Raw genomic sequence first — 24,922 nt, forward strand, 5'->3', positions numbered from 1 at the left:
AATCTGTTTAAAATCTGTAAATCACTTCTTTTTGGAAGCCGTCAAGCATTTTTTCTGCTTTTGCATAGTCTTTGGTAAATCCTAAGATATAGCCGCCTCCACCGCTACCGCACAGTTTCAGATAATAAGCGTTAGAATCCAGACCTTTTTTCCAGATGTTAAAAATACTTTCAGGGATCATAGGACGGAAATGTTCATAAGCCCAGTGAGAAAGCTTTTTAAGATTTCTGAAGAATGGATTCATGTCTTTTTTAAGGAAAGATTCGATACATGCGTTGTTATAACGGATGAACTCTTCTTTCAGGGTTTTACGGAAACCTTCTGTTTTCATTTTTTCGAAGAAAATCTGGATCATAGGACCTGTTTCACCAGTCATTCCGGAATCGATCAGGAAAATAGCTCCTTTTCCTTCTTCGCCTTCGGGAATATTTACCCTGTCTAAATTTTCTTTATTTTCGATAAGGATTGGCAGATTCATATAACAGATCAGTGGATCCATTCCTGAACTTTTTCCATGGAAATAACTTTCCATTTCACCGAAAACAGCTTTTAATTTTTTAAGATTATCTTTTGAAATGTTTTCAGGATTTAGTTTGCTGACTGAATATTTTTCAAAAATAGCAGCTACCAAAGCCCCGGAACTTCCCACTCCATATCCCTGAGGAATATTGGAATCAAAGAAAAGTCCGTTTGAAATATCATTTTTAAAGCTCTCGATATCCAGCTTAAAGTCGTCGGAAAGATCAAGTGCTGTAAGAAATTCAGAATATTTCTGCAAATGTCTGTTGGAATTAAGTTCGAAATCAGAACTCAAATCTGAGAATTTCAAAGTCCCTTTATAGAAGCTGTAAGGTACAACAAGCCCCTGGGAATCTTCAATCATTCCGTATTCTCCAAACAGGATTATTTTTGCATAAAATAAAGGATTGGTCATATTGACAATAAATCTTTTTGCAAAGTTAAAATTATTCCGCTGAATATAAGCAAAACTCAGGCCGAATTGTCTTCTATTTTACTTTCTTCAGTTCTCTATTTATTAAAAATAGGAAAAAGCCTGATATTTTCAGGCTTTTATTTAAAATTACTGCTTGATCAATTTCTTATTCACAGTTTGCTTTTCAGTTTCAATACTGATTACATAATTTCCTGTTTTAATAGAAGATAAATTAATCTCGGTTTTATTACCTTTCAGGGAAGAAGTTGATGTAACCAATCTCCCTGCTTCATCAAAGATTTTATAAGATTTTAAATTTTCTTTTGATGAAATAATGATTGTTGTTTTTGCAGGATTTGGATATATGGAGACTATATTATCCTTCACATCTATATCTTCAACTCCTAAAAATTTACATAGAAACCCTGCATTCCATCCGTTTGCTGTGCCAGCTTCATTGGAGAAAAACTCGACAGTAATAGCGCCGGTAGGATCTGTGGAGACAAACGGTCCAGGAAGTAGTGTTCCTGTCAAATTATTACCGTTTGGAAATAATGGAGCCCCTGCTGAAGGTCCATTATATACATACATATAGTCTTTAAAATTTTCCAAATTAAATTCATTGAAATACAATGTCAATTTTGAGTTGGAAAGTGGGTAAAAAGTTTTGGTTAATTTTTCATTATTGGTATATCCTCCTGAAAGACCTCCAGAGTCTGTAAAGCGTACACCTGAACACCAATCTCCATCCGTTAAAAATGTTCTATGCTTCTGAAATGCCAGAGGTCCAGAGCATTCACTTCCAATGAATATATTGTAGTAAGTATTTGGAGTCAAATTATTTAAAACAAAGCTATTAGAATTAGTAGTTCCTGACTGTACAACTGTTCCATCAATTTTGCAAAGTTTATATCTCCAGGACGACATACTTCCATCTAGAATAAAAATATCTGCAGAATTTTGAGTTACACCAGAAACACTAACATCCAGTACGGTAATCTCACATGAAGAAGTACAGTTCATCCCAAGACAAGATTTAGAATTAATGATATTTCGTATTAGTTCGGCAGGCTGCGTTCCAAAACCATTACTAAAATTGATTCCAACCCCAGAAACCAGGTGACAATAGCTCATTATTGTTCCTCCTGCATTTCCCGGCAGTGGTCCGGGGCATGTACTTCCCTGAGATCCGGCCAAAACTCCACATCCATCAATAGCAGTATTATTTCCATTCCATGCACAGGCGTGCGTATGTGGAGATCCTAAACCATGTCCCATTTCATGTGCAATTATAAAGATATTCCAGGAATACAGTGGAAACTGCTCATAGTTTGGGCGAACAGGAGAATAGCAATATTTCAAATCCGAACAAAGTGAATTAATATAGGCTACCCCTGTACTTGAAGGAGAAGTTACTAAGCTTGCAATATCTCCATTAAACAAAATTCTATTATTACTAAACATGGCTAAATTCGCATCATGCCCTGCTATATAAGGATCCTGTGTTGTCCATACATAAATTTCACTTAAAGATATCCTGATATCATCATTAAAATACAATGTTTCAACGTTATTATGCATAGCCGTCATCCAATTAACAGTAGCTGTCATATTGAAACCGTTATTTTCATAGGGTTTATATCCTACCTCATAATAGGTCCTGACGCAATTGTCAGTTACTGTCTTTTGGGTTAACTGAGAAGGTTGAGGAGATTTTTGCAACTTGTTTTTCATCAATTCATCTGCTTTGCAAACAAAACTGTTTTGTATGGCCAGTTTAGAGTCTGAATAGCTTACAAAAGTTTCTGAGTCTTTAAGCTTTCCAACAACCACATTCCCCAGAGCAGGTGTGGAAATAATTCCTACCACATCATTATCAAAAAAACTAAAGGCTGCGAGGGAATTATCGTCCCCTTTCACAATACCCCGATAATAGATCCCAGGTTTGTAAGAGACCAGTTCATCCTTTTTGGTTTTGACATTAAATCCTTCTGCAAAAATTGATTGTTTATAAAGTTGAACTATTATTTCTTTATCATCCTCAAAAGGAAAAGACACTTCGAGAAGTTCAGGGCTTTCCGCGAGTAATCTCATCAGCTTAGGCATATTCAGCCTGAATACTGTTGCATCGGCAGCTGTTTTCCTCAAATCTGACATGTCACCGTCATCTTTCACATCAAATAAATCATACTTAGGTGCCCGGTAGTTTAATTTTTCGTATTCATGGATTTTACGGGCTAAAGGTTTTAAATTTTGCCCAATACAAAAAATGCCCAATAGTAATGAGCCTAATAGTAAGAGTTTTCGCATTATTAGTTTTTTTTATAAAAATAAGAATATTCTCTCAATTATAGCAATGTAAAATGTTTAAATACAAAAATTTGTAAATAATAGACAATAATCAAAACAATAATGGAAATTATTATTTCAGTGCAATAAAAAAGACGTTAAAAATAACGTCTTTCAATTTTATAATGTTTCTCTGTCTTTTCTCATTTTAACCTTCAGGAATCTGATTAAAATCAATCCTGCGGCGAAGAATATAGTCATGGACAATGCTGCAATACGCATATTATTGAAATGCTCGATCAATGTTGCAAAGATAAATGTTCCAATGATAATAGCTATTTTTTCCAACACATCATAGAAGCTGAAATAGGTTGTATTCTCCATTGAGTTCTCAGGAAGTAGTTTTGAATAGGTGGATCTCGACATAGCCTGAAGACCACCCATTACCAACCCTACTACTGCAGCAACTCCATAAAACTGGTATTCTACTGTTGGGTTTTCTTTGTTCAGGAAATAAGCCCAAAGACAAGCTACAATCCATAGGATGATCGCAATTGAAATAACATTTTTGTTACCGATTCTCTTAGATAATCTTGAGAAAATAACGGCTCCAATGATCGCTTCAATCTGAATCACCAAAAGAGTTCCGATCAGCTTATCCTGAGCAAGGTTAATTTCACTTTTTCCAAATAATGTTGCCATAAGGAAAATCGTCTGCATTCCTACACTGTAAAAGAAGAAGCTCGACAGGAAGAATTTCAGATTTCTATCTTTGAAAAGCTCTCCTCCTACTTTAAACAGTTCGTGGAAACTTTCTTTTGCAATATCTTTATAGAAGCTCAGGTTATCTTTAAATACTTCAAAGAATCCTCCCTGTTCTTCATGTTTTTTGAAGATATTCTTATAGTTCAGCAGTACTAAATCTTTAGGCAGTTTATCTTTCACATCCCCAAACTGAGGAAGGTGCTTGAAGGTATATTGAGAAAACCCGAACCACCATGCTCCTGTTAAAAGGAAACTGATTCTCGTAAACAGTAACTGCTGCGCGGCTCCTTTCGCAAAAACCTGAATCAGTACCAAACAGATTACGACCAAAACTACGGAACCGATGTATCCGTAAACATATCCTCTTGCAGAAAGAGCGTCCTGTCTGTCCGGTGTGGCAATATCCGGAAGGAAAGAGTTGTAAAAGACTAAACTTCCCCAGAAACCTACACTGGCTGTAATACTGAATAAAAGTCCTAAAAATACGTTATGCATTCCCGTAAACATAGCCAATCCCATACAAGATGTGGCACCAAGATAGCAGAAAAACTGCAGGAAAGATTTTTTGTTTCCGATGGTATCGGCCAGAGAAGACAAAAACGGAGATAACAATACTACGATAAAGAATGATATCGTGAGAGAATATCCATACACGGCATCCGGCTGATATTCCTCACCGAAAATTCTGATCATATGCCTTACCGGAACATCAATCCATGTTTTTGTTTCCGCTACATATTCCTTTTTCTCGTAAGCAGTAGTAAGAATTGAGTAGTAAATGGGGAAAATGGTAGAGGTAATCACCAGGGAATAAACAGAATTTGCCCAGTCATATACAGCCCAGGCTTTCATAATTTTCGGATTATTCTTTATGTTTTTAGGCTGTCGATTCTCAGTTTCAGACATTTCAAATATATATTAGTAGCACAAAAATAGAAAAACTACGGAATATTCTACAGTTTTTAATATTATTTTGAAAATAATAATTTTAAAGTATTGAAATAATTCAGCAAAGTTTTAATCCTATTTTATACCATCAGAGGTTAAATCATATCTGTTGAAGGTATACGGCCTGCTATATCTATGTCGATAAATTATCTGGCTGAAATGGTAATTTTCAGACCCTGTAACTAAAAAATCGGGGTTTTTGAACCCCGATTTTTATATTTTAAACCACAAAATGCGGTTATGTACTTATCAATTATAAGTTTTCAATTACAATAGCAGAAGCACCACCACCACCATTACAGATAGCAGCAGCTCCGTATTTCGCATTATTTTGCTTCAATACATTGATCAATGTAACGATGATTCTTGAACCTGAACTTCCCAGTGGATGCCCTAATGCTACCGCTCCTCCGTTTACGTTTACTTTAGCAGCATCCAGTCCTAAAATCTTGTTGTTTGCCAGTCCTACCACTGAGAAAGCTTCGTTGAATTCGAAGAAATCGATATCGGAAACTTCTAATCCTGCTTTTTTAAGCGCGATAGGTAACGCTTTTGCCGGAGCTGTTGTAAAGTTTTCAGGCTCCTGTGCTGCATCAGCATAAGAAACGATTTTTGCCAGAGGCTTCAATCCAAGTTCTTCCATTTTTTCTTTGGAAACAAGGATTAATGCAGAAGCACCATCGTTCAGAGTAGATGCGTTTGCTGCTGTTACTGTTCCTTCTTCTTTTTTGAATACGGTAGGAAGTGTTGAAATTCTGTCAAAGTTGACTGCTTTGTATTCTTCATCTTCAGCAAAAATCACAGGCTCTCCTTTTCTCTGAGGGATAGAAACCGGTACAATTTCTTCGCTGAATTTACCTTCGCTCCAGGCTTTTGCTGATCTTTTGTAAGATTCGATAGCGAAGTTATCCTGATCTTCTCTTGTAATATTATAGTCTGTAGCACATTTTTCTGCACATACTCCCATATGTACTTTATTGTACACGTCTGTAAGTCCGTCAAGTACCATTCCGTCAAGCATCTTGATATCGCCTAACTTTGTAGCCACTCTTGCATTGTAATAATGAGGAACTAAAGACATGTTTTCCATACCTCCGGCAACAATTACATCAGCATCACCAGCTTTGATCGCCTGCGCTGCCATTGTTACAGCCTTCATTCCTGAAGCACAAACTTTATTAACTGTAGTAGAAGGTGTATTGATTGAAAGACCTGCTCCTATAGCAACCTGACGAGCCGGCGCCTGGCCTTCTCCAGCCTGAAGAACATTCCCCATATAGATTTCCTGAACAATATTAGGATCTAAACCAATTTTATCTAATGCTCCTTTTACGGCAGTTGCTCCCAGTTTTGTAGCCGGAACTGTTGATAAGCTTCCCATAAAACTCCCCATAGGTGTTCTTACCGCGGAAACAATGAATACTTCTTTCATGTATATAATTTTTATTTAGCTGAAACGGAATAAAAATCCCGTTTTATAGTTAGAATTTATTTCACTTTTATATATACCACGTCAAATTGAGTCCCTTCAATTTTGGTATTCACTTTCAGAAGATTATCCTGAGTAGCGACTATTTTATTATTGAAGACGTCTCCTATCTGTGCAGGATCATTTTTATCGGATTTCTCTATCACGATTGCTTTATAATTGCAGTCATCCACAAAAACCAATGTCGATTTGATATAATCTTTTCCATTATTGAAATATTCGGTTTGAACATTGTCTTTAATGGTCATATGCCATATTGATTCCGGATAATTGGGTCTTAGAAATTTTCCTTCTTTTATGTTAGTACACTTAGGCGGATTATCCGGTTTTTTCTGTTCTGTTGTCTGAGCATGCACCTGTACAGCGGTCGTCAACAAAATTCCTGCTGAAAATATTTTTAAAAAGTTCATATTATATTTGTGTTCTGTTATTTACTTTTTTATTTCCTCCTGCAAAAACCATCAGAAAAGCACCTAAAAACTCTACAGCCCAACCCCATTTCAGCTTAACGATCCCTGCAAAAGTTTCCTGCCAGGATTTGAATGGTAAAAAGCTAAAGTATTGCAGCGACTGCATTTTCACAGCAACTAAGGTAAATCCGAATAGAAGAATAAGGAGAATACCAAAGAACCTTACAATTTTTGCACTATTGTTTACGATCCCAAAAACGGCACATGCGGAGAAAATCCAGCATGCGATAGCCAGATAATGATCAAGCTTCCAATAGTTCCAGTTCCCTATTACAGGTACATGTACCAAGGGTAGAAAACTACCTACAATTACTAACAGTAATCCTAATAACTGAATATTTTTCATATTTACTAAAGTGCCAAAATACAAAAAAAAACACAGTTTTAAATAGGGTGATTTAAAAATAGAAATTCTGCACCCGAACACTTGTTAGTCATAAAAATGATTCAATATTTTTAATTATTATATAAAGAAAAATACAATTTATTATCAAATTAAAAATTAACATTTACTGTTCTATATCCATCTGAAGTCCATAATTTTCTTCTGCAAAGCTTTATTTGATAAAAGGATATTGGAATATAAAAAAATTGCATCTTTTTTCAAAAATGCAATTTAATATTTTAATAAAAATAAGTTTCAATTAATGTTTCACTGAGGATACATCTTCCGGGTTATGTTTATGCTTGAACAATACCGCAAAGAAAATCGCCAGTATTAATGCGTAGATTGCGAAAGAAAGCCATATCTGCTGCCAGTCTTTCACCATTACTATAGAAGAAAGAGTTCCATCTGTATTCACAGCTGCATTGAAGCTGTTCTTTAAAATGTTCAGGAAAGTAGGATTATCAGGTGTCGTTTGCAGATAAGCAGACAGATCTGAAGCTGTAGAAAACTTATGGGTAAAGAACTTGTCAATAGCCCATCCTGCGGCATAACTTCCGAAAACTGCTCCAAAACCGTTCGTCATCATCATGAATAATCCCTGAGCTGAAGAACGTATCTTTTTGTCAGTAGTTGTTTCTACGAAAAGCGATCCTGAGATATTAAAGAAATCGAAAGCCATTCCGTATACAATACACGAAAGGATGATTAACGAAAGTCCAAATCCGTCCGGCACCCCATACGCAAAGAAACCGAACCTTAATACCCAGGCCAGCATAGACATCAGCATTACTTTTTTAATTCCGAATTTCTTCAGGAAGAAAGGAATTGCCAAAATAAACAGGGTTTCTGAAACCTGGGAAATTGACATAATGATGGTAGATCTCTGTACCACGAATGAGTCTGCATATTTAGGGAAATTAGCAAATTCACTTAAGAATACGTCACCATAGGCATTGGTAAGCTGAAGCGCAGCTCCCAAAAGCATTGAAAACATAAAGAATAATGCCATTTTATAGTTTCCAAAAAGCTTAAATGCATTCAAGCCTAATTGCTCGGATAATGGTGAGTTTTTATCAATCAGTTTTTGTGGTGGGCATTTTGGAAGTGTAAGGGCATAAATTCCTAAGAAAATTGCTACAACACCTCCGATATAAAACTGACCTTCTGTTGCTTTATTTCCACTAAGGTTGGTGATCCACATGGCAACAATAAAACCAATAGTTCCCCATACACGAATCGGCGGGAAGTCTTTCACCACATCCAGATTGTTATTTTTCAGGATTGTATAAGAAATTGAATTGGCCAATGCGATGGTAGGCATGTAGAAACACATGGCCACGAGCATTACCGAAAAGAAGGAATTCGGATCTGCAGAATGAGGCAGTATAAAAAGAATAACCCCATAAAGAATGTGTAATACTGAAAATATGCGCTCCGCATTTACCCAGCGGTCAGCGATAATTCCAGTAATGGTTGGCATAAAGATGGAAGCTATTCCCATTGTTCCGAACACAGCTCCAAACTGAGTCCCGTCCCAATGCTTTGTACCAAACCAGAAGTTAGCCATCGTAATCAGCCAGGCTCCCCAAACAAAAAACTGGAGAAAACTGAGGATGGTCAGTCGTAATTTTAAATTCATAGTTTATAAAAAAAGTATCTCTTTAGTCAATTTTCTTTTTCCTCCTCTTGATTTCTTCCTGGATTTCAAGGGCGGTATCATAGTCTTCTTCTTTAACGGCTTCATCCAATAATTTCTGAAGTTCTTCCATTGAAAGAGATTTTAAGTTATCTTCTGTCTGTACAGTTTCTGAGAAAGATTGATCTTCTTTTGAAACATCTTCCAGTTCCAGTAAAATTCCGGCTTCATTTAAAACCTGCTGTGTTGTAAATATAGGCGCATCAAATCTTACGGCCATTGCAACGGCATCGGAAGTTCTGGCATCAAGGATCAGTTCTTCGTCGGTTACTTTATTTTTAAAGTTGATATTGGAGAAGAAAACTCCGTCTACAATCTGATAGATAATGACAGAAATCAGCTCATAATTGGCAGAAACTATAAATTTTGTAAATAAATCATGAGTAAGAGGACGCGGTGGATGAATATCTTTCTCCAATCCGAGAGAGATAGACTGAGCTTCGAAATTTCCTATAACAACAGGTAATTTTATGTGTGTTTCTTCATGCTCCAGTAACAATGCGTACGCCCCCGACTGGGTCTGGCTGTACGATATTCCGCGAATAATTAGCTGCTTATAATCCATAGCTACAAATATAGATTAATTTTTTGTTGTGTTTTCACTTTTTTACGCAAAAATAAAAGCCCGGAAAGCCGAGCTTTTATCTGTATTGTTGATGATTGTCAAACGTCAATAGTGAATTTTGCTTCGCAAGTGAATTATTTCATTAAAAAATTGACGAGCAAAGCGAATTGACTATTCACAATTCACTTTCTTATCCTTTAATTGCTTTAATTTTCTCTGTTAGTGCAGGAATAATCTGGAAAGCATCTCCTACTACTCCGTAGTCAGCAGACTTGAAGAACGGTGCTTCAGGATCACTGTTGATTACTACGATAGTTTTTGAAGAGTTAACTCCCGCAAGGTGCTGAATCGCTCCTGAAATTCCTACTGCAACATAAAGATTCGGAGAAATTGCTTTACCTGTTTGTCCTACGTGTTCCGTGTGAGGTCTCCATCCGATATCAGAAACCGGTTTAGAACAAGCTGTAGCTGCTCCTAAAACGTTTGCCAGATCTTCAATCATTCCCCAGTTTTCAGGTCCTTTCATACCTCTACCTGCAGAAACAACAATTTCAGCTTCTTTAAGGTCTAATTTACCTGAACTCTGCTCGTGAGAAATCACCTTAGTATCTTCATTGGCAACAGATAAGTTTTTCACTTCTTCTGAACCTGACACTGCATTTTCTTTAACACCGAAAGCGTTTTGAGAAACAGTAACGATTACTCCGCTTCCTTCTGCTTTTGCGTGCATGAAACCTTTTCCTGAGAATGCTCTTCTTTTTACCTGGAAAGGAGAAAGGCTTTCTGGAGCTTCCAATGCATTGGTAATTAAAGAATAGTTCTTCATCACAGCAAGCATAGGAGCTACGGAAGAAGCGTCAGTAGTGTGAGGGAAAACGATAATATTTCCATCTGCTACTTCACTTACAGCCTGTGCAAATGCTTTTGCTGAGAAATTTTTAAGACCTTCGTCTTTGATATTGATAACGTTTGATGCTCCATATTTGTATAATAAATCTGAAGAATCAGTTGGGTTTACAGAGATTGCCGTAACGGTATCTCCCGCCTTATCAGCGATAGCTTTAGCATAAGAAACTGCTTCGAAAGCTGCTTTTTTGTAAACTCCGTTTATATTTTCTGCGTATACGAATACTGCCATTGTTTTACATTTAAGATTTAAAGATTGAAAAATTTAAAGATTAGATTACTTTAGCTTCTTCGTGAAGTAATCTTACCAACTCATCCAGATTATCAGGAGAAACCATTTTCACTGCGGCTCTTGGCGGAACGCTGTCATAAGATACTCCCTGAACTTTTACTTCTGAAGAAGAAGGCTCTACTACCTGCAAAGGTTTTGTTCTTGCAGACATAATTCCTCTCATATTCGGGATGATAAGATCTTTTTCATCTACCAATCCTTTCTGACCTGCAATAACTGCCGGTAATTTTACTGAAATAGTTTCTTTTCCTCCTTCAATTTCTCTTACTGCTGTAGCTTCACTTCCGTTCACGTCTAGTCCTACAGAAGCGTTTACGAAAGGCTGGTTTAATAGCTGAGCTACCATTCCCGGAACAGAACCTCCGTTATAATCGATGGATTCTTTTCCACAAAGGATAAGATCATATCCTCCGTTCTGAGCCACAGCTGCAATTTCTTTTGCTGTAGAATAGCTGTCTTTCGGGTCAAGATTTACTCTTACCGCATCGTTAGCTCCAATTGCCAAAGCTTTTCTGATTACAGGCTCTGTAGCAGCATCACCTACGTTGATTACCGTTACTGTTGCTCCCTGAGATTCCTGAAGTTTAACCGCTTTTGTCAACGCAAATTCGTCTAGAGGATTGATTACCCACTGAATTCCGTTTTTGTCGAAAGCAGATTTGTCTGCTGTAAAGTTAATTTTGGAAGTAGTATCCGGAACACTACTAATACAAACTAATATTTTCATATGTTGTTCTTAATTTTTTTATTGGTCATATGTAACCTTAAGGTTTCATGTGTCTATTTTATTTTTTCCCTTTTGATGCATAAAATTGTGACAGTTTATGCAGAGATTTTGTTTGAATTAATTTTTGCTAATATAAATAAAAAATATATTATGCATGCATAATACTTAGTAAATTATTATTCAATACATTAGATGTAGTTACTTCGCTGGTTTTGTTGCCCTAAACTCTATTTTACTCGGCAAAACCCTTGGGTTCATCTTTAAAATATCCAGCACAAGATTCCCCATATCTTCGGGCTGAATCTTCCAATTATCCTTTTCAGACGGAATATTTCCATTAAAATGAGTGGCTACTGATCCAGGCATAATTACAGTAGACTTAATATTGTATTTTCTTAAATCGATCATGGCAGCCTGAGTGAAGCCTACCACTCCGAATTTGGAAGCATTGTATCCAGTTCCGTTTTCAAAGAAATTGGCACCTGCAAGACTGGAAATGGTAATATAGTAGCCTTCTGTCTTTTTCAACTCTTCTACAGAGGCTTTTAAAGTATAGAAAACCCCTGTAAGATTGGTATCTATCATATCATTCCATTCTGCTGCGGTAAGTTCATCTACGGGCTTAAAAATCCCTAATCCTGCATTAGCAATAACATAATCCAGCCTTCCGAACTTTTCAACGGTATATTTTACAGCTTCCTGTTCGCTTTCGAGACTTCTTACATCAGAAACAATTCCCAAAACATTTTCTGAATATTGCTTAAGTTCTTCTTCCGCCTTCATCACATCTTCTCTTTTTCTTCCTGAAAATGCTACAGAAATGCCGTTTTCAATTAAAATTTTCGCAATCCCGAAACCTATTCCTTTGGTTCCGCCTGTTATATAAGCTGTTTTATGATCTGACATATGATTAAAATTTTTAATTCTCTAAAATAACAAAAACGCTCCAATTGGAGCGTTTTGCAGATACTAAGATTTATCAGTAATTATTTTTTGATGAACTTCTCTGTAAAGTTTCTTCCTTCTGTTTCCACATTCAATAAATAAGCTCCGGCAGATAGATTTCTAACGTTTACCTGATCACCATTGAGTGTTACATCCACTCTTTTTCCTGACATATCATATACTTCAACATGTTTGATTTTGTTAGGCGTTGTAATTTTTATCACATCAGTAGCCGGGTTTGGATAGATGGACAGTTTCACATCATTTTTAACGGCATCTTTCGTAGATAACGCTGCTTCATTATTGATTTTGATATTATCGATATAGGCCGAACCTCCATAGTTATCATGTACAAAATCCATTCTGTTAATATTATTGTTGCTGAATGGCTGTCCTGTATAGATCAGAGCATCATTCAGGAAATATTGGATTCCCGTAGCCGTAGAAACTATTTTTACCCTGTACCAAGTATTGGCATTCCAGGTCTGGTTGGTATTGACTAAATTATTTGAACCCGCTGTTGCAATCAGAATGCTTCCATCATAAGAAAAATCAATATAAGTAACGATCCCTCCTGCCCCTGTTGTACTTACTGTTCTAAACACAAAATCTGAACTTGATGTACTTTTCTGGGTAAGTCTTACATCAAATGATTGCGTAAAGCTGTTATATGTCAGGGGTGTCGCAAAGGTATAGAATCCACCCATTACCGGGTTCTGTTGCGGCCCATACGCTGGATCCGGAGTGATTTTAAAACTATTTGATCCCTGGCTTGCTATTTCAGATGATACCAATTGGCTTGTAATATACACCGGCGGCACTCCTCCGTCGTTGGTCGTAACCCAACCCTGCTGTCCATTAATGTTTCCTGCTGTATATCCTTCGCTGGCTTCGAAAGAAATGGTCTGCTGTGCAAAAGATGATATTGAAATCAACGAAATTGCGAAAATGTAAAGTTTCTTCATGATATTTTTTTAGTTTAAAGCAAATATATACGTTTTAAACCTAAAAAGCAAAACACGTTAATTTTTTACACGTATTAACAAATTAACATAATATTTTTAATCAAAAATAGTAAAGATATTAAATCCAAGAAAGAAGATCAATTCCGAAAAATCATCCATGAATACATTAAAACGCTAAAAAGATCCCATGTTTCCAGAGGTAAGAAATAATTTATCGGATGATCACTTTTTCTGTAAAATTTCCTCCTTCGGTTTTAACATTGACACTATATATTCCTGCGCTTAAGCCTTTTACCTCTATTTTATTGTTGTTTATTTCCGTCTTTATGAGTTTTCCTGTCTCGTCATAGAGGTCAATACTTTTTACTTTGGTGGCTGTATTAATATTGATAAAATCATGGGCGGGATTAGGATAAACCGCAATTTCCTTAGTATTTACTTTAGAATCATGTACCGCCATTACCCCCAGTTCACTATTAATTTTGATATGATCGATATAAGCTGATCCCAATGAATTATTATGAACGAAACGAAGCTGGTCTATATTTAAAGAATTGGCGGCTGTTCCTGTGTAGATCAGCACATTATTAAGGTAATACCGCACATCTGTGGCGCTTCCAACTATTTTTAACCGAAACCAGGTGTTAGGTATCCAGATTGAAGGCAGGGAAATCAGATCCGGTATACCTGAAACCGTGTTTAAAATCTTTACCGATCCTGTTTTTTCAAAATCCAATCTCACCACAGACTGGTCATCAATACTGTTTACGCCCTGAAAACCAAAATCAGAGCCGTTGAACTGTGATATACTGATATCGAATGATACAGAAAAATTGTTGGAAACCAACGGTGCCGGAAGGTTATAAAACCCTCCTATGATCGGATCATTCTGGGTTCCATATGTATTTTCTTTTACAATTCTAAGGGAACGGCTTCCATCACTGGCTTTATCCATGCTGATGGTCTGATGAGTAACATTTTGCGGTATACCTCCTGTGGGAGTACTGATCCAGCCTGCCTGACCATTGATATCTCCGGTGTTATATCCTTCATTAGGCTCAAAGGAAATGGTCTGCTGGGCTAAAATGCATATTGAAGATAGCAAAATTGCAATTGAGTAGTATTTTTTCATAGTAAATCAAGTTTTGTATTAAAAATATAAACTTTCAATGAATAGTGAAATAACTTATTGCAAATAAAAATTAACCCTTTTATTTTCAGTGAATTTAATTTTTAAAACTCTTAAAAAGGCTTTGCCGGCAGTTGATAACAGAATAATATAAAGCAAAAAAATAAGGTATCTCTTTTCAGAAATACCTTATGATATTGTAATATTGATCAATTACTTTGAATAATTCTCAAAGAACAATGGAATACTTTCAATCCCTTTATAGAAATTGAACAGCCCATAATGCTCGTTTGGAGAGTGGATCGCATCAGAATCCAATCCGAATCCCATCAATACAGACTTAGCTCCTAAAACCTGCTCAAACATGGCTGTAATCGGAATACTTCCTCCTCCTCTGTATGGAAGAACTTCTTTTCCGAATGCTGATTCCATTGCCTGTTTCGCAGCAGCAAATTCTTTTGTATTGGTTGGTAAAACGTACGGCATTCCTCCATGGTGAGGAGTTACTTTTACTTTTACTGTATCCGGAGCGATTTTTTCAAAATATTTCGTGAACTTTTCCGTGATTTCCTGAGGAGTCTGGTAAGGAACCAAACGCATTGAAATTTTAGCAAAAGCTTTTGAAGGAATTACTGTTTTTGCCCCTTCTCCTGTGTAACCACCCCAGATTCCGTTGCAGTCTAAAGTAGGACGGATAGAAGTTCTTTCTAAAGTAGTATATCCTTTTTCACCTTCGATATTGCTTAATCCGATTGATTTCTTGAATTCTTCCGGATTGTCTTTCAGTTTGTTCATTTCAGCTCTTTCAGCATCTGAAACAGTTTCTACATTGTCGTAGAACCCATCAATAGTGATATGACCGTTTTCATCAATCAGATTAGCGATCATTCTTGAAAGGACATGGATAGGATTTGGAACCGCTCCACCGTAAAGGCCTGAGTGTAAATCTCTGTTTGGACCTTCCACTTCTACTTCTACATAGCTTAAACCTCTTAATCCTGTTGTTACAGTAGGTTGTTCATTGCTGTAAATATGGGTATCGGAAATTAAGATACAATCGCAAGCTAACTTCTCCTTGTTCTCGTTTACCCAGTCTCCTAAGCTTACAGAACCCACTTCTTCTTCACCTTCTAAGATAAATTTAACATTGCAGGGAAGAGCATTGGTTTTCATCATGGCCTCAAAAGCCTTCAGATGCATGAAGAACTGTCCTTTATCATCAGCAGAACCTCTTGCGAAGATAGCTCCTTCAGGGTGTAATTCAGTTTTTTCAATATAAGGCTCAAAAGGTGGCTTTGTCCATAATTCCAACGGATCTGCCGGCTGAACATCGTAGTGTCCGTATACCAATACTGTAGGTAAGCTTTTATCTAAAATTTTCTCCCCGAAAACAATTGGATATCCTTTTGTCTGGCAAACTTCAACATTGTCAGCTCCAGCAGTCTTAAGGTGCGCCGCCACTACATCTGCACATTTCAAAACGTCATCTTTATACGCCGGATCCGCAGAAATAGAAGGAATTCTCAATAACTCAAATAATTCATCCACGAAACGCTGTTTGTTTTCGTTGATGTAATTTAATGTCTCTTGCATTGTAAAAATTTATTTTGTTAAAATTAAAAAAAATGCCTGGCAGGGACAAACAAAAAGAAAGGATTTTCCCAATCCCATGCTAATGAACCCTATAGCCCTCTTTTTAATAAAAAAATGCCCTGCAGAAACAGGGCACTTATATATTTTGTACTTCTAATTAGTGTTCAGCTTTTGGAGCTTTATCAGCTTCAGCAGGTTTTGCAGCAGCAGTACTGTCTGTTTTTGGAGCAGCAGCTTCTTCTTTATGCACTGCAGCAGCAGCTTCATGTCCGTGAGCTTCTCCCTGAGGAGCGTCAGAATATCTTTCTACTCCTTCTTCAAGTTTCAAAGTAGCTTTGTTTCCTCCTTGCGGAACTTTTTTACAGCTTACCGCTACCGTTGCAATCGCTAAACAGATAACTAATTTTTTCATATGTAAAATTATTTTTTTTAAAAGGTAATATGGAACCGCGCTATTTTTAATCTATTCTGACTCTCCAAACAGCAAGCGATTACATGCTTCAATTTTTGATTGCCCAAAAGTAAGAAATCCTGCTTTTTTCGGCAACATTTTTATACTGATTTTAATATTATTTTCCCTTTTTTGGATTGGGTAAAAATAAGATACTGATCTCCTCCGTCTTTTAAACCGTATTTCTTTTTAATTTCTTCAGGTTTTAAAGGGTAATTTTTTGCAATGATATTAAACTGCCCTTTCTTTTTAATACTTTTAGAATCAACAGATTCCATTTCCAAAATCCTTCCCGGAAAATTTTCAATCTTTTCAGTGGAAGTGTAAAGATGGCTGTTGGGATGAAGTTTTTTCAATCCGAATTTCAGGGAAATCAAATTAAAGACTCCCGCCTTCAAAATAGAATGGTTGGGAATATAAATGTATTTTTCCGGTTCAGAATATTCCGATTCTGCAGTTTCTTCTTCCCCAAATGTAAAGCTAAAGACAGATTCATTGCTTTCAAGGTTCACACAGTTACAGATGATCTCATCCGTATTTTCGCTGGAAAGAAATAAGACAACTTCTTTCACATCATTTTTCAGAGCAATAATATCCACTCTTGAAATACCTGGCAGCACCGAAACAAGATACTTAAGATCAATTAGCGGGGAAAGCTTTATCACCACAAGATCGGATATAGAGCATAATTTTTCCTGAATTTCAAGAATATCAGGAGACAGATCTTCCAAAAGAAAAACTTTATTTTTTTGCTCGTCTCTTCTGGCCGGGTCAAGATAAATGACATCAAAGTGTTCCTGATTCTCATTCAGAAAATCTTCGAGTTTTCTGTTGATAAATTTTGCCTTACGGCCCAGGACGTTCCAGTTATTTTCAACAATATTTAAAAGCGCGGTATTTTGTTCTACCAAAGTGATATCGTCAAAATTTCGGGAGAGATAATAAGCATCAATACCAAAACCGCTTGTGAGATCAATGAATTTCTTTCCTTTCAGAATTTCAGATTTATAAAGCGCCGTTTTTTCTGATGATGACTGTTCCAGATTAAGCTGTGGCGGAAAAAGAATACCTTCTTTTAAAAGAAAAGGGAATTTTCTTTCTGCGACCTGTTTTCCCTTGATCTGCTGTACAATTTCCTGCATAGAAATCTCCGGAAATGGTGATTTTTTTAATAATAGCGTATGTAAATCTGTTTTCAGATTTGCATTGATATAGTTTTGAATTTCTTTGTTTAGTAATTTACTTCCCACAGATTTCACAAATTGCACAGATTATTATGCTTATTAAATGTTTCCGTTTATTTTTCGAATAATACTTTTATCAATATAATCAGTATTGAAATTAACCAATATTCCTAATTTCAGTTTGGTCAATTTTAAATAGGTTAAGAGCTGCTTGTGATGAACATTAATTATTTCAGGAATTGATTTTATTTCAATAATAACTTTGTCTTCAACAATTATATCTGCAATAAAGCTTGAATCAATAAACACTCCCTTAAACGTAATGGGTATTGGAACTTGGGTTTTAACGCTTAAACCGTTATTTTTTAATTCAAGTGCCAAAACTTTCTCGTAAACTTTTCCAATAAACCTGGTCCCAACCCGTTATATACAGAAAAAATAGATTTCCTGATATAAAAGCTTATCTCATTTTCATTCATTTGTGTATAATTTAGTTTCTACAGTTGCACTGTAAAAAGCTGTGTCATCTGAGAAATCTGTGGGAGCAATTAAATTTATTCAAACATTTCCGCCCAGCGAACGGCTTTTATTTCTTTTTCGCTGTAAAGATCCGTGATGGACTTTTTAACGTCTAATTTAGGGTACAGATTCACTCCGATAAGCTTTATTTTCCCTTCTTCAATCCATTGCTGCTCTTCAATCGCATGATCATAGATTTTTTTCTGAATAACTCCCTGTTTCAACAATTCAAGATATCCGCCTGCTTCTTCAATCTCAACAAATAAAGCCCATGCTTTTTCTGCAAACTGCCGGGTGATATCTTCCACATAATAACTTCCGTTGGAAGCATCTTCAAATACGTTGATGATACTTTCATAGGCCAGAACTATCTGTTGTTTGAAAGAGATCTCTTCCGAGTTATCCGTACTTCTGTCTACAAGATAATTGTTGGAGAAAACAGCGTCTGCTCCGCCAATCATGGCAGAAGCAAGCTCCAACGTAGAACGGATCAGGTTATTTTCATTATCTGAAACAGCTTTATTTCTTAACGAAGTTTCAGCAAAGATGTAAGGAACTTCATCCAGTCCGTATTCTTTTGAAAGCTGGTTGAAAATAATCTTAAAAGCTCTCAGCTTAGCCATTTCAAAGAAATAACTTCCTCCTACAGCTATTCTGAAAATCAGTTTATTTAAAATTTCAGCTCCATAAACTTCTGCTAACTCCTTAGCTTTTGCAAGGGCAATTGCAAGCTGCTGATAGATAGCGGCTCCGGCATTCTGATGCAGTGAGATATCTACGCAGATATTTCTTCTAAAATCTTTTGAAAGTAATTCTTTTACCAGCTGATCATCAATACTTCCTTCTTTTTCATTAAAAACATCAATCAGTGAAAAATACTGGTCTTCTTCTTTAGGACTGATGTGCCCTGCAAGATCTTTATTATTCACAAAAATGGTTTTCTGATCCAGATTTTCTACATTCTGATCCAGCATAAATGCAAATACTTCTTCTTCCAGACTTTCGTGGTATCTTGCAACCAGATGGGTACTTTCTTCAACTCTTGGCAGGTTTACCAAAGGCTTCTGAACTTCAGTGTAAAAAGGCTTCACTTCTATTCCTTCCAGATTCTGTTTTTCTAAAACGGGATAGATATCCTCTGTTTTAAGTTGTTTTTTGACCAGGTTTTCCCAGTTTGAAAGTATATCTGTATTTGACATTAGTTTTTTATTTGTGAATTGTTAATGGTGAATTTTGCTTTGTAAGTGAAATTTAAAAACTAAAAATTCATTTCATCATCAACATAATTCTATTCAACTTTTATTACTTTTTAGCCACTTTTGTGCTGTCTACCACCAGAATGAAAATTTCTTCATTCGGTTTTTTCATAAAATAATTTTCTCTTGCGTATTTTTCTTTTTCTGACTTGTTGTTCATCAGTTTCTTATAAAAAGCATCATTTTTTTCGTACTCTTTTTTATAGTAATCCAGCTGCTCTTCATACTTATGAATCTCACCATTCAGTTCATTAATAACAAGAAATGAAGTTTTATCGAAAAAAATCATCCATACCAAAAACAGACAGATCGTAATGGTATACTTGTTCAAAACATATTTCTGGATAAGTTTGAATGTTTCAGATTTCGGCTGAATGTCTTTGATAAGGTTGTTTTCTTCCATTTTTTAATGTTTTTTCAACGAGTTTTTAATAACAGTAGTTAAAAAATCAATGGCTACGGAATTCTGTTTCATATTAGGGATAATAAGATCGGCCTCATTTTTAGAAGGCTCGATAAATTCCTGGTGCATTGGTTTCAATGTGGTCTGATAACGGTGCAATACTTCGCTCAGATCTCTTCCCCTTTCCTGGGTATCTCTCCTGATCCTCCTGATCAGTCTTTCGTCAGAATCTGCATGAACAAATACCTTCAGATCAAATTCTTTCAGCAATTCTTTGTTGGTCAAAACAAGAATTCCTTCTACTACCAATACGTTTTTAGGTTCTACAGTGACATGATCTCCTGTTCTGGAATGTGTAACAAAGCTGTAAATCGGCTGTTCAATCGGCTCATTGTTTTTTAAAGCTTTTACATGTTTTATCAGTAAGTCAAAGTCTATTGATTTCGGATGGTCGTAGTTCAGAGCTTCTCTTTCCGTCAATGTAAGACCCTGGTTGTCGTGATAATAATTATCCTGAGAGAGGATATTCATTCCCTCAATATCAAGCTGCTGAAGTATCTTATCAACAACTGTAGTTTTGCCGGATCCTGTACCACCGGCAATTCCTATTACAAGCATTGTTTTTTTGTTTCTTTATAGTTGGTACAAATATACTATTTTAGATAAAATATGACAATGTAAGAGTATTGAGAAATTAAAAGATTAAAGGATTTAAAGATTAAAATACATTCTGAAAACTGACAGGTCTTTATGATTTATTGGTATTACTCAACTTTCTTTTTGGGATTTTGACTAGTCCTGAAAAAGGTTGACTAGTTTAATATTTCAAATATACTTAAATCAGAGTAGGAATTTTCCTATTCTGATTTTGTTTTTTGTATGTTTTTAATTTCACGTTATTTTTCATATGCACTTGGCTGGGGATGTTATAATTTAGGGAAAAATGAGGTCTTAAATTATTATAATAATAAATTGATTGGTCAAGCTGCTGTGAGAGATTCTTAAAGTTTTCAAAAGTATCAATCAATCCAAACTCATATTTTAGAATGCCGTTTACCCTCTCTGCTACAGCATTCTCATAAGGATCCGAGTTCTCGGTCATACTGATAAGAATATCATTTTTCCTTAACGTTTCAGTATATTCTTTACTACAATACTGCAATCCTCTGTCTGAATGATGAATTAAAGAATGTTTATACACCCTGTTCTTTAGGGCTTGTTTTAATGCTTTCAATGTGGAGGCAGTCTGTAAATTATCACTTAGTTCATATCCTACAATTTTCTTTGAATAGGCATCGGTAATCAAATGAAGATAATAATTTTTCTCTTTAGTCTTCAGATAGGTAATATCTGCAACCCAAACTTTTTCTGAACATTTCAACTCCTTTTCTTTAATAATATTCGGGTATTTCTTCATCCAATGTCTGGAATTGGTTGTTTTAAAATAACTGTGTCTTCTGGGAATTAAAAGATAATTCGATCTTAAAAGTTGAAACAGCCGATCTCTTCCTATACGAAGATCCTCTTTTGAAAAATCATTTTTAAGTAATACATAAAGTTTTCGAGTCCCTATTTTAGGCATCTTTTTACGAATTGATAATACCAGTTCTATAATCCTTTTTTGATTATTGATAGAATCAGGCTGTTTCTTCCTTTTATAATAAGCTTGTTTACTGTATCCAAACAATCGGCAGATATCTTCCAGTGAAAGATTTGTATACGGCCTTATTTCCTGGATTGATTGGAACCAGACTTTTTTATAATTTCAATCTTCAACTCACGCTCTGCGATTTCTATAAATTTCTTAAACACTTTGAGCTCTTCTTCCTTTTTGGATAAAGCAGCTTCAAGCTCTTTAATCTTTTGTTTCTGTGGATCTTTCATAGGTCTGCCTTTACTTAATTGTTTTTCATAAGTAAAGTTACCATATTTTATTAACCAACTAGAAATGCATGAATTACCCCGAATATTGTATCGAGTTTGCAATTGGGATTTTGTATATAATCCCCGTTCATATTCAGAGACAACTTGCCGTTTGAATGCCTCACTGTATTCTTGGACAGGGGGCGATGTTTTTTTTAGATTCATAAGGGTGACTAATTTTATGGTTTTTTAGTCAACCTTTTTCAGGACGAGACATTTAATAAAAAAAACCGACAATTCATTTGCCGGTTTTTTATTTTATACGATTTCGCTTGTTAATTCGCGCGAAATTAATTTTTCATGCATAGGCTTCAAAACATCCATTGAGCCTGTTTTTACGGTACATTTGCCTTTGTAATGAACAAGGATCGTGCATTGCTCTGCCTGTTCCAGCGTATGCTTGCATATTTCGATCAGACAGTCTATCACATAATCAAATGTATGGATATCATCGTTATGCAGTACCAGTTTATAAACTTCATCCGTATCATCCAGAACAAGTACTTCTTCTTCGTACTGACGTTTTGGATTTTCGTAATCTTTTATGCTGTTATAAAAATTCATTTTTATTCTTTTAAACTTCTCCTATTTTGTCTGCCAGATTATCAATCGCATTAGGTTCCTGATAAACAAGTTCCACCAGTTCAACACTCTTGTTATTCATTTTCAGAATTTTAAAGTGATAGTCTGCAAGATCAAACTCCTGGTTTTCTTCAGGGATTTCTTCGAGCTCATAAAGAATAAATCCGGCCAGTGAGTTGTACTCGCTTTCTTCGGAAAGAGGAAGTTTTCTGGGAAGGAATTCATTGATTTCCTCCAAAGGCTGTGTAGCCTGTACCCAATAGGTATTATCCGCTATTTTATCAACGATTTTTTCTTCATCGTCTTCTTCATCCTGAATTTCTCCTACCAGTTCTTCCAGAATATCTTCCAGTGTAATAATTCCTTCAGTTCCACCAAATTCGTCAATAACAATGGCGATGTGCTGTTTTTTAAGCTGGAAAGTCTTCAGTAAGTCTGAGACTTTTTTGCTTTCCACCACAAAGAAGGCGTCACGCATTAAGTCTTTAAGATCTTCATGATCCAGATCTCCTTTTCTCTTCACAAATTCTCTTATAATTTCTTTTGTGTAGAAAATTCCGATCACATTATCAATAGAATCAATATAAACAGGAATACGAGAGTAACCGCTGTCCATTATTTTGTTGATAATATCATTGACATCTTCCTCAAAGTCTATGGAAGTAATATTCTGTCTTGGAACCATGATCTGTTTTGCAGAATGATCTGTAAAATCAAATGCATTTTTGATGATCTCATAATTCTCTTCTTCAATTTCTCCACTGTCTGCACTTTGCTTTACCAGAAGCTGAAGTTCTTCTGTGGAGTGAATTTCCTGTTCCGAAGCCGGGTGAATTTTTACCAGTCTTAAGAAACCATTTGACATGGAATTCATCAACCAGATAAACGGTTTAAAAATCGTATAGAAAACTCTCAACGGAACCGCTGTTGCCATTGTCGTTGATTCAGATTTTCTAATAGCGATTGATTTTGGTATAAGCTCACCAAACACAATGTGCATGATGGTAATCAATACAAAACTGGTTACCACTGAAATGGTGGTAATCGTTGTTTGTGTCAAGTCTATATTAAACGAATGAAAGAGGCTTTCAACCACGTGGTGCAAAGCACTTTCTCCTACCCAACCAAGGGCAAGGGAAGCCAATGTAATTCCTAATTGTGTAGCGGAAAGATATTCATCAAGATGCTTGATGATATGTTCTGCCTGCTTAGCCATAGAGTTTCCTTCTGCAGCTTTTAGCTGAATTTGAGAGTAACGAACTTTAACAATTGAAAATTCTGCGGCTACGAAGAAGCCATTGAGTAAAACAAGAAATAAGGCCAGCAAAAGCCTGACTATGTCCGAGTCCATTTAGAGATTGTATAAATTTTATTAGGTACAAAGATATGTAAAATAAAAATAACCTGAATCCGGGATAGATTATTTCGATGAAGGAATTTTCGGAAGAAAAAATGACACTATAAAATACCGCTATTTTCAAATAAAAAAAACAATTGAAACAACGACTCATTTTTCAACAGAAACGATATTTTTAAGTGGTAAACAGCAGTTTCAGCTTTCCAAAAACAAAAAAGCACCGATAATTTCGGTGCTTTTATGGGTATAGTAAAATAATTCTTTATGAATTTTTCAAAGCTTCTGCTCCGGAAACAATTTCCAAAATTTCGTTGGTAATTGCAGCCTGTCTTGCTTTGTTGTAGAAGATCACAAGATCGTTCTTTAAAGCCTGAGCATTGTCTGTTGCTTTGTGCATTGCCGTCATTCTCGCTCCGTGCTCAGATGCTACTGAATCTAAGATCGCTTTGAAAACCTGAGTTTTGATAGACTTTGGAATCAGGTTATCCAGGATTTCAGCTCTGTTAGGTTCAAAGATATAATCCGTTTCAACCTGCGGCTCAGTATTTTCCGGCATTGAGATAGGAAGAAGCTGTTCTGTAGTAACTTCCTGAGTAGCAGCATTAACGAATTTGTTATAGATAACATACACTTCGTCAAATTTACCTTCTCTGAAACTCGTCATTACCCCTTCAGTGATATGAGCAACTGCATCAAAGTTCAGATTATCATATACAGTGCTTCCATTAGTATATACCGTACGGCTTTTTCTTACAGCATCATATACTTTTTTACCTACAGGAAGAACTTCAATCTCGTACTGAGCGTTGTTCTGAAACTGAAGGTTAAGCTCTTTTACGATAGAAGAGTTAAAAGCTCCCGCAAGACCTCTGTTTGAAGTAACAGCGATGAATAATACTCTTTTAACCTCTCTTTTCTGAGCATATACAGAAATCTGATCAGGATCAGAGCTAGAATTTACATTCTGGATAAGCTCCTGTAATTTTTCAGAATAAGGTCTTAACATCACGATTGCATCCTGTGCTTTTTTAAGTTTCGCTGCGGAAACCATCTTCATAGCACGTGTAATCTGCATCGTAGATGAAATTGACGTAATTCTGCCTCGTATTTCTTTTAAGTTTGCCATTAATTTGGGTTCAAAGTTTA

General features: G+C 35.9%; 24 protein-coding genes. All 24 read right to left on the reverse strand.

Annotation, left to right across the window (positions count from 1 at the left end; translation table 11 throughout):
- Nucleotides 1-7: 7 nt before the first annotated feature.
- Complete coding sequence (locus V0410_RS04845; protein ID WP_227942248.1) at nt 8-934, reverse strand: mevalonate kinase family protein; 927 nt, start codon at nt 932-934, stop codon at nt 8-10.
- Nucleotides 935-1,081: 147 nt separating this feature from the next.
- Nucleotides 1,082-3,244, reverse strand: coding sequence for a T9SS type A sorting domain-containing protein (locus V0410_RS04850; protein WP_330746547.1), 2,163 nt, complete (start codon nt 3,242-3,244; stop codon nt 1,082-1,084).
- Between the two features lie 159 nt (nt 3,245-3,403).
- Nucleotides 3,404-4,894, reverse strand: coding sequence for an MFS transporter (locus V0410_RS04855; RefSeq protein WP_330746548.1), 1,491 nt, complete (start codon nt 4,892-4,894; stop codon nt 3,404-3,406).
- A gap of 295 nt (nt 4,895-5,189) precedes the next feature.
- A complete protein-coding gene (locus tag V0410_RS04860) occupies nt 5,190-6,368 on the reverse strand; it encodes an acetyl-CoA C-acyltransferase (RefSeq protein WP_227942249.1) in 1,179 nt (392 codons plus the stop codon).
- A 56-nt stretch (nt 6,369-6,424) separates the two neighbouring features.
- Nucleotides 6,425-6,835 carry a hypothetical protein gene (locus V0410_RS04865; protein WP_330746549.1) on the reverse strand — a complete coding sequence of 137 codons (411 nt, stop codon included), beginning with the start codon at nt 6,833-6,835 and terminating at the stop codon, nt 6,425-6,427.
- A 1-nt stretch (nt 6,836) separates the two neighbouring features.
- The gene (locus V0410_RS04870) at nt 6,837-7,241 is read right to left on the reverse strand and encodes a hypothetical protein (RefSeq protein WP_110010253.1); all 405 of its coding nucleotides are present in this window, start codon (nt 7,239-7,241) and stop codon (nt 6,837-6,839) included.
- 298 nt (nt 7,242-7,539) lie between these two features.
- Complete coding sequence (locus tag V0410_RS04875; protein WP_137904919.1) at nt 7,540-8,922, reverse strand: nucleoside permease; 1,383 nt, start codon at nt 8,920-8,922, stop codon at nt 7,540-7,542.
- 22 nt (nt 8,923-8,944) lie between these two features.
- Nucleotides 8,945-9,544, reverse strand: coding sequence for a bifunctional nuclease family protein (locus V0410_RS04880; RefSeq protein WP_330746550.1), 600 nt, complete (start codon nt 9,542-9,544; stop codon nt 8,945-8,947).
- A gap of 190 nt (nt 9,545-9,734) precedes the next feature.
- Nucleotides 9,735-10,682 (reverse strand): electron transfer flavoprotein subunit alpha/FixB family protein, encoded by a 948-nt coding sequence (locus tag V0410_RS04885; RefSeq protein ID WP_227942253.1) that lies wholly within the window; start codon nt 10,680-10,682, stop codon nt 9,735-9,737.
- A gap of 40 nt (nt 10,683-10,722) precedes the next feature.
- Entirely contained in the window at nt 10,723-11,469 is a 747-nt protein-coding gene (locus tag V0410_RS04890; protein ID WP_047429867.1) for an electron transfer flavoprotein subunit beta/FixA family protein, read from the reverse strand.
- Between the two features lie 198 nt (nt 11,470-11,667).
- Complete coding sequence (locus tag V0410_RS04895; RefSeq protein ID WP_330746551.1) at nt 11,668-12,375, reverse strand: SDR family oxidoreductase; 708 nt, start codon at nt 12,373-12,375, stop codon at nt 11,668-11,670.
- 80 nt (nt 12,376-12,455) lie between these two features.
- Nucleotides 12,456-13,379, reverse strand: a complete 924-nt coding sequence (locus V0410_RS04900; protein ID WP_330746552.1) for a T9SS type A sorting domain-containing protein — start codon at nt 13,377-13,379, stop codon at nt 12,456-12,458.
- 211 nt (nt 13,380-13,590) lie between these two features.
- Nucleotides 13,591-14,511 carry a T9SS type A sorting domain-containing protein gene (locus tag V0410_RS04905; RefSeq protein ID WP_330746553.1) on the reverse strand — a complete coding sequence of 307 codons (921 nt, stop codon included), beginning with the start codon at nt 14,509-14,511 and terminating at the stop codon, nt 13,591-13,593.
- 210 nt (nt 14,512-14,721) lie between these two features.
- Nucleotides 14,722-16,101, reverse strand: coding sequence for a dipeptidase (locus tag V0410_RS04910; RefSeq protein WP_330746554.1), 1,380 nt, complete (start codon nt 16,099-16,101; stop codon nt 14,722-14,724).
- 157 nt (nt 16,102-16,258) lie between these two features.
- Nucleotides 16,259-16,513: a hypothetical protein gene (locus V0410_RS04915; protein WP_330746555.1), complete on the reverse strand. Its 255-nt coding sequence runs from the start codon at nt 16,511-16,513 to the stop codon at nt 16,259-16,261.
- Between the two features lie 140 nt (nt 16,514-16,653).
- The gene (locus V0410_RS04920) at nt 16,654-17,802 is read right to left on the reverse strand and encodes a class I SAM-dependent methyltransferase (RefSeq protein ID WP_330746556.1); all 1,149 of its coding nucleotides are present in this window, start codon (nt 17,800-17,802) and stop codon (nt 16,654-16,656) included.
- Nucleotides 17,803-17,835: 33 nt separating this feature from the next.
- Nucleotides 17,836-18,117, reverse strand: a complete 282-nt coding sequence (locus V0410_RS04925) for a GxxExxY protein (protein ID WP_330746557.1) — start codon at nt 18,115-18,117, stop codon at nt 17,836-17,838.
- Between the two features lie 173 nt (nt 18,118-18,290).
- Nucleotides 18,291-19,454 carry a methylmalonyl-CoA mutase family protein gene (locus tag V0410_RS04930; protein WP_330746558.1) on the reverse strand — a complete coding sequence of 388 codons (1,164 nt, stop codon included), beginning with the start codon at nt 19,452-19,454 and terminating at the stop codon, nt 18,291-18,293.
- A gap of 103 nt (nt 19,455-19,557) precedes the next feature.
- Complete coding sequence (locus V0410_RS04935; RefSeq protein WP_002979124.1) at nt 19,558-19,914, reverse strand: FtsB family cell division protein; 357 nt, start codon at nt 19,912-19,914, stop codon at nt 19,558-19,560.
- Between the two features lie 3 nt (nt 19,915-19,917).
- Nucleotides 19,918-20,532, reverse strand: coding sequence for a uridine kinase (gene udk / locus V0410_RS04940; protein WP_002979122.1), 615 nt, complete (start codon nt 20,530-20,532; stop codon nt 19,918-19,920).
- Between the two features lie 217 nt (nt 20,533-20,749).
- A protein-coding gene (locus tag V0410_RS04945; protein WP_330746536.1) for an IS3 family transposase occupies nt 20,750-22,002 on the reverse strand; the annotation gives its coding sequence in 2 pieces (ribosomal slippage) (nt 20,750-21,675 and nt 21,675-22,002; 1,254 coding nt in all).
- 93 nt (nt 22,003-22,095) lie between these two features.
- Nucleotides 22,096-22,401, reverse strand: a complete 306-nt coding sequence (locus V0410_RS04950) for an ATP-dependent Clp protease adaptor ClpS (RefSeq protein WP_099049883.1) — start codon at nt 22,399-22,401, stop codon at nt 22,096-22,098.
- Between the two features lie 10 nt (nt 22,402-22,411).
- Nucleotides 22,412-23,770, reverse strand: coding sequence for a hemolysin family protein (locus V0410_RS04955; protein ID WP_330746559.1), 1,359 nt, complete (start codon nt 23,768-23,770; stop codon nt 22,412-22,414).
- A 268-nt stretch (nt 23,771-24,038) separates the two neighbouring features.
- Entirely contained in the window at nt 24,039-24,902 is an 864-nt protein-coding gene (gene atpG, locus V0410_RS04960; protein ID WP_227944405.1) for an ATP synthase F1 subunit gamma, read from the reverse strand.
- Nucleotides 24,903-24,922 lie beyond the last annotated feature (20 nt).

It is taken from the genome of Chryseobacterium sp. CP-77 (assembly GCF_036362765.1).
Lineage (GTDB): Bacteria > Bacteroidota > Bacteroidia > Flavobacteriales > Weeksellaceae > Chryseobacterium > Chryseobacterium cupriresistens.

Excerpts from the sequence above, each read along its gene's own strand:
- V0410_RS04890 (WP_047429867.1), bottom strand. The coding sequence starts at position 11,469 with ATGAAAATATTAGTTTGTATTAGTAGTGTTCCGGATACTACTTCCAAA.
- V0410_RS04900 (WP_330746552.1), bottom strand. The coding sequence starts at position 13,379 with ATGAAGAAACTTTACATTTTCGCAATTTCGTTGATTTCAATATCATCT.
- V0410_RS04910 (WP_330746554.1), bottom strand. The coding sequence starts at position 16,101 with ATGCAAGAGACATTAAATTACATCAACGAAAACAAACAGCGTTTCGTG.
- V0410_RS04935 (WP_002979124.1), bottom strand. The coding sequence starts at position 19,914 with ATGGAAGAAAACAACCTTATCAAAGACATTCAGCCGAAATCTGAAACA.
- V0410_RS04905 (WP_330746553.1), bottom strand. The coding sequence starts at position 14,511 with ATGAAAAAATACTACTCAATTGCAATTTTGCTATCTTCAATATGCATT.
- V0410_RS04955 (WP_330746559.1), bottom strand. The coding sequence starts at position 23,770 with ATGGACTCGGACATAGTCAGGCTTTTGCTGGCCTTATTTCTTGTTTTA.
- udk (WP_002979122.1), bottom strand. The coding sequence starts at position 20,532 with ATGCTTGTAATAGGAATTGCCGGTGGTACAGGATCCGGCAAAACTACA.
- V0410_RS04930 (WP_330746558.1), bottom strand. The coding sequence starts at position 19,454 with ATGTCAAATACAGATATACTTTCAAACTGGGAAAACCTGGTCAAAAAA.
- V0410_RS04950 (WP_099049883.1), bottom strand. The coding sequence starts at position 22,401 with ATGAATTTTTATAACAGCATAAAAGATTACGAAAATCCAAAACGTCAG.
- V0410_RS04885 (WP_227942253.1), bottom strand. The coding sequence starts at position 10,682 with ATGGCAGTATTCGTATACGCAGAAAATATAAACGGAGTTTACAAAAAA.
- V0410_RS04880 (WP_330746550.1), bottom strand. The coding sequence starts at position 9,544 with ATGGATTATAAGCAGCTAATTATTCGCGGAATATCGTACAGCCAGACC.
- V0410_RS04915 (WP_330746555.1), bottom strand. The coding sequence starts at position 16,513 with ATGAAAAAATTAGTTATCTGTTTAGCGATTGCAACGGTAGCGGTAAGC.
- V0410_RS04895 (WP_330746551.1), bottom strand. The coding sequence starts at position 12,375 with ATGTCAGATCATAAAACAGCTTATATAACAGGCGGAACCAAAGGAATA.
- atpG (WP_227944405.1), bottom strand. The coding sequence starts at position 24,902 with ATGGCAAACTTAAAAGAAATACGAGGCAGAATTACGTCAATTTCATCT.
- V0410_RS04860 (WP_227942249.1), bottom strand. The coding sequence starts at position 6,368 with ATGAAAGAAGTATTCATTGTTTCCGCGGTAAGAACACCTATGGGGAGT.
- V0410_RS04865 (WP_330746549.1), bottom strand. The coding sequence starts at position 6,835 with ATGAACTTTTTAAAAATATTTTCAGCAGGAATTTTGTTGACGACCGCT.
- V0410_RS04845 (WP_227942248.1), bottom strand. The coding sequence starts at position 934 with ATGACCAATCCTTTATTTTATGCAAAAATAATCCTGTTTGGAGAATAC.
- V0410_RS04875 (WP_137904919.1), bottom strand. The coding sequence starts at position 8,922 with ATGAATTTAAAATTACGACTGACCATCCTCAGTTTTCTCCAGTTTTTT.
- V0410_RS04870 (WP_110010253.1), bottom strand. The coding sequence starts at position 7,241 with ATGAAAAATATTCAGTTATTAGGATTACTGTTAGTAATTGTAGGTAGT.
- V0410_RS04855 (WP_330746548.1), bottom strand. The coding sequence starts at position 4,894 with ATGTCTGAAACTGAGAATCGACAGCCTAAAAACATAAAGAATAATCCG.
- V0410_RS04850 (WP_330746547.1), bottom strand. The coding sequence starts at position 3,244 with ATGCGAAAACTCTTACTATTAGGCTCATTACTATTGGGCATTTTTTGT.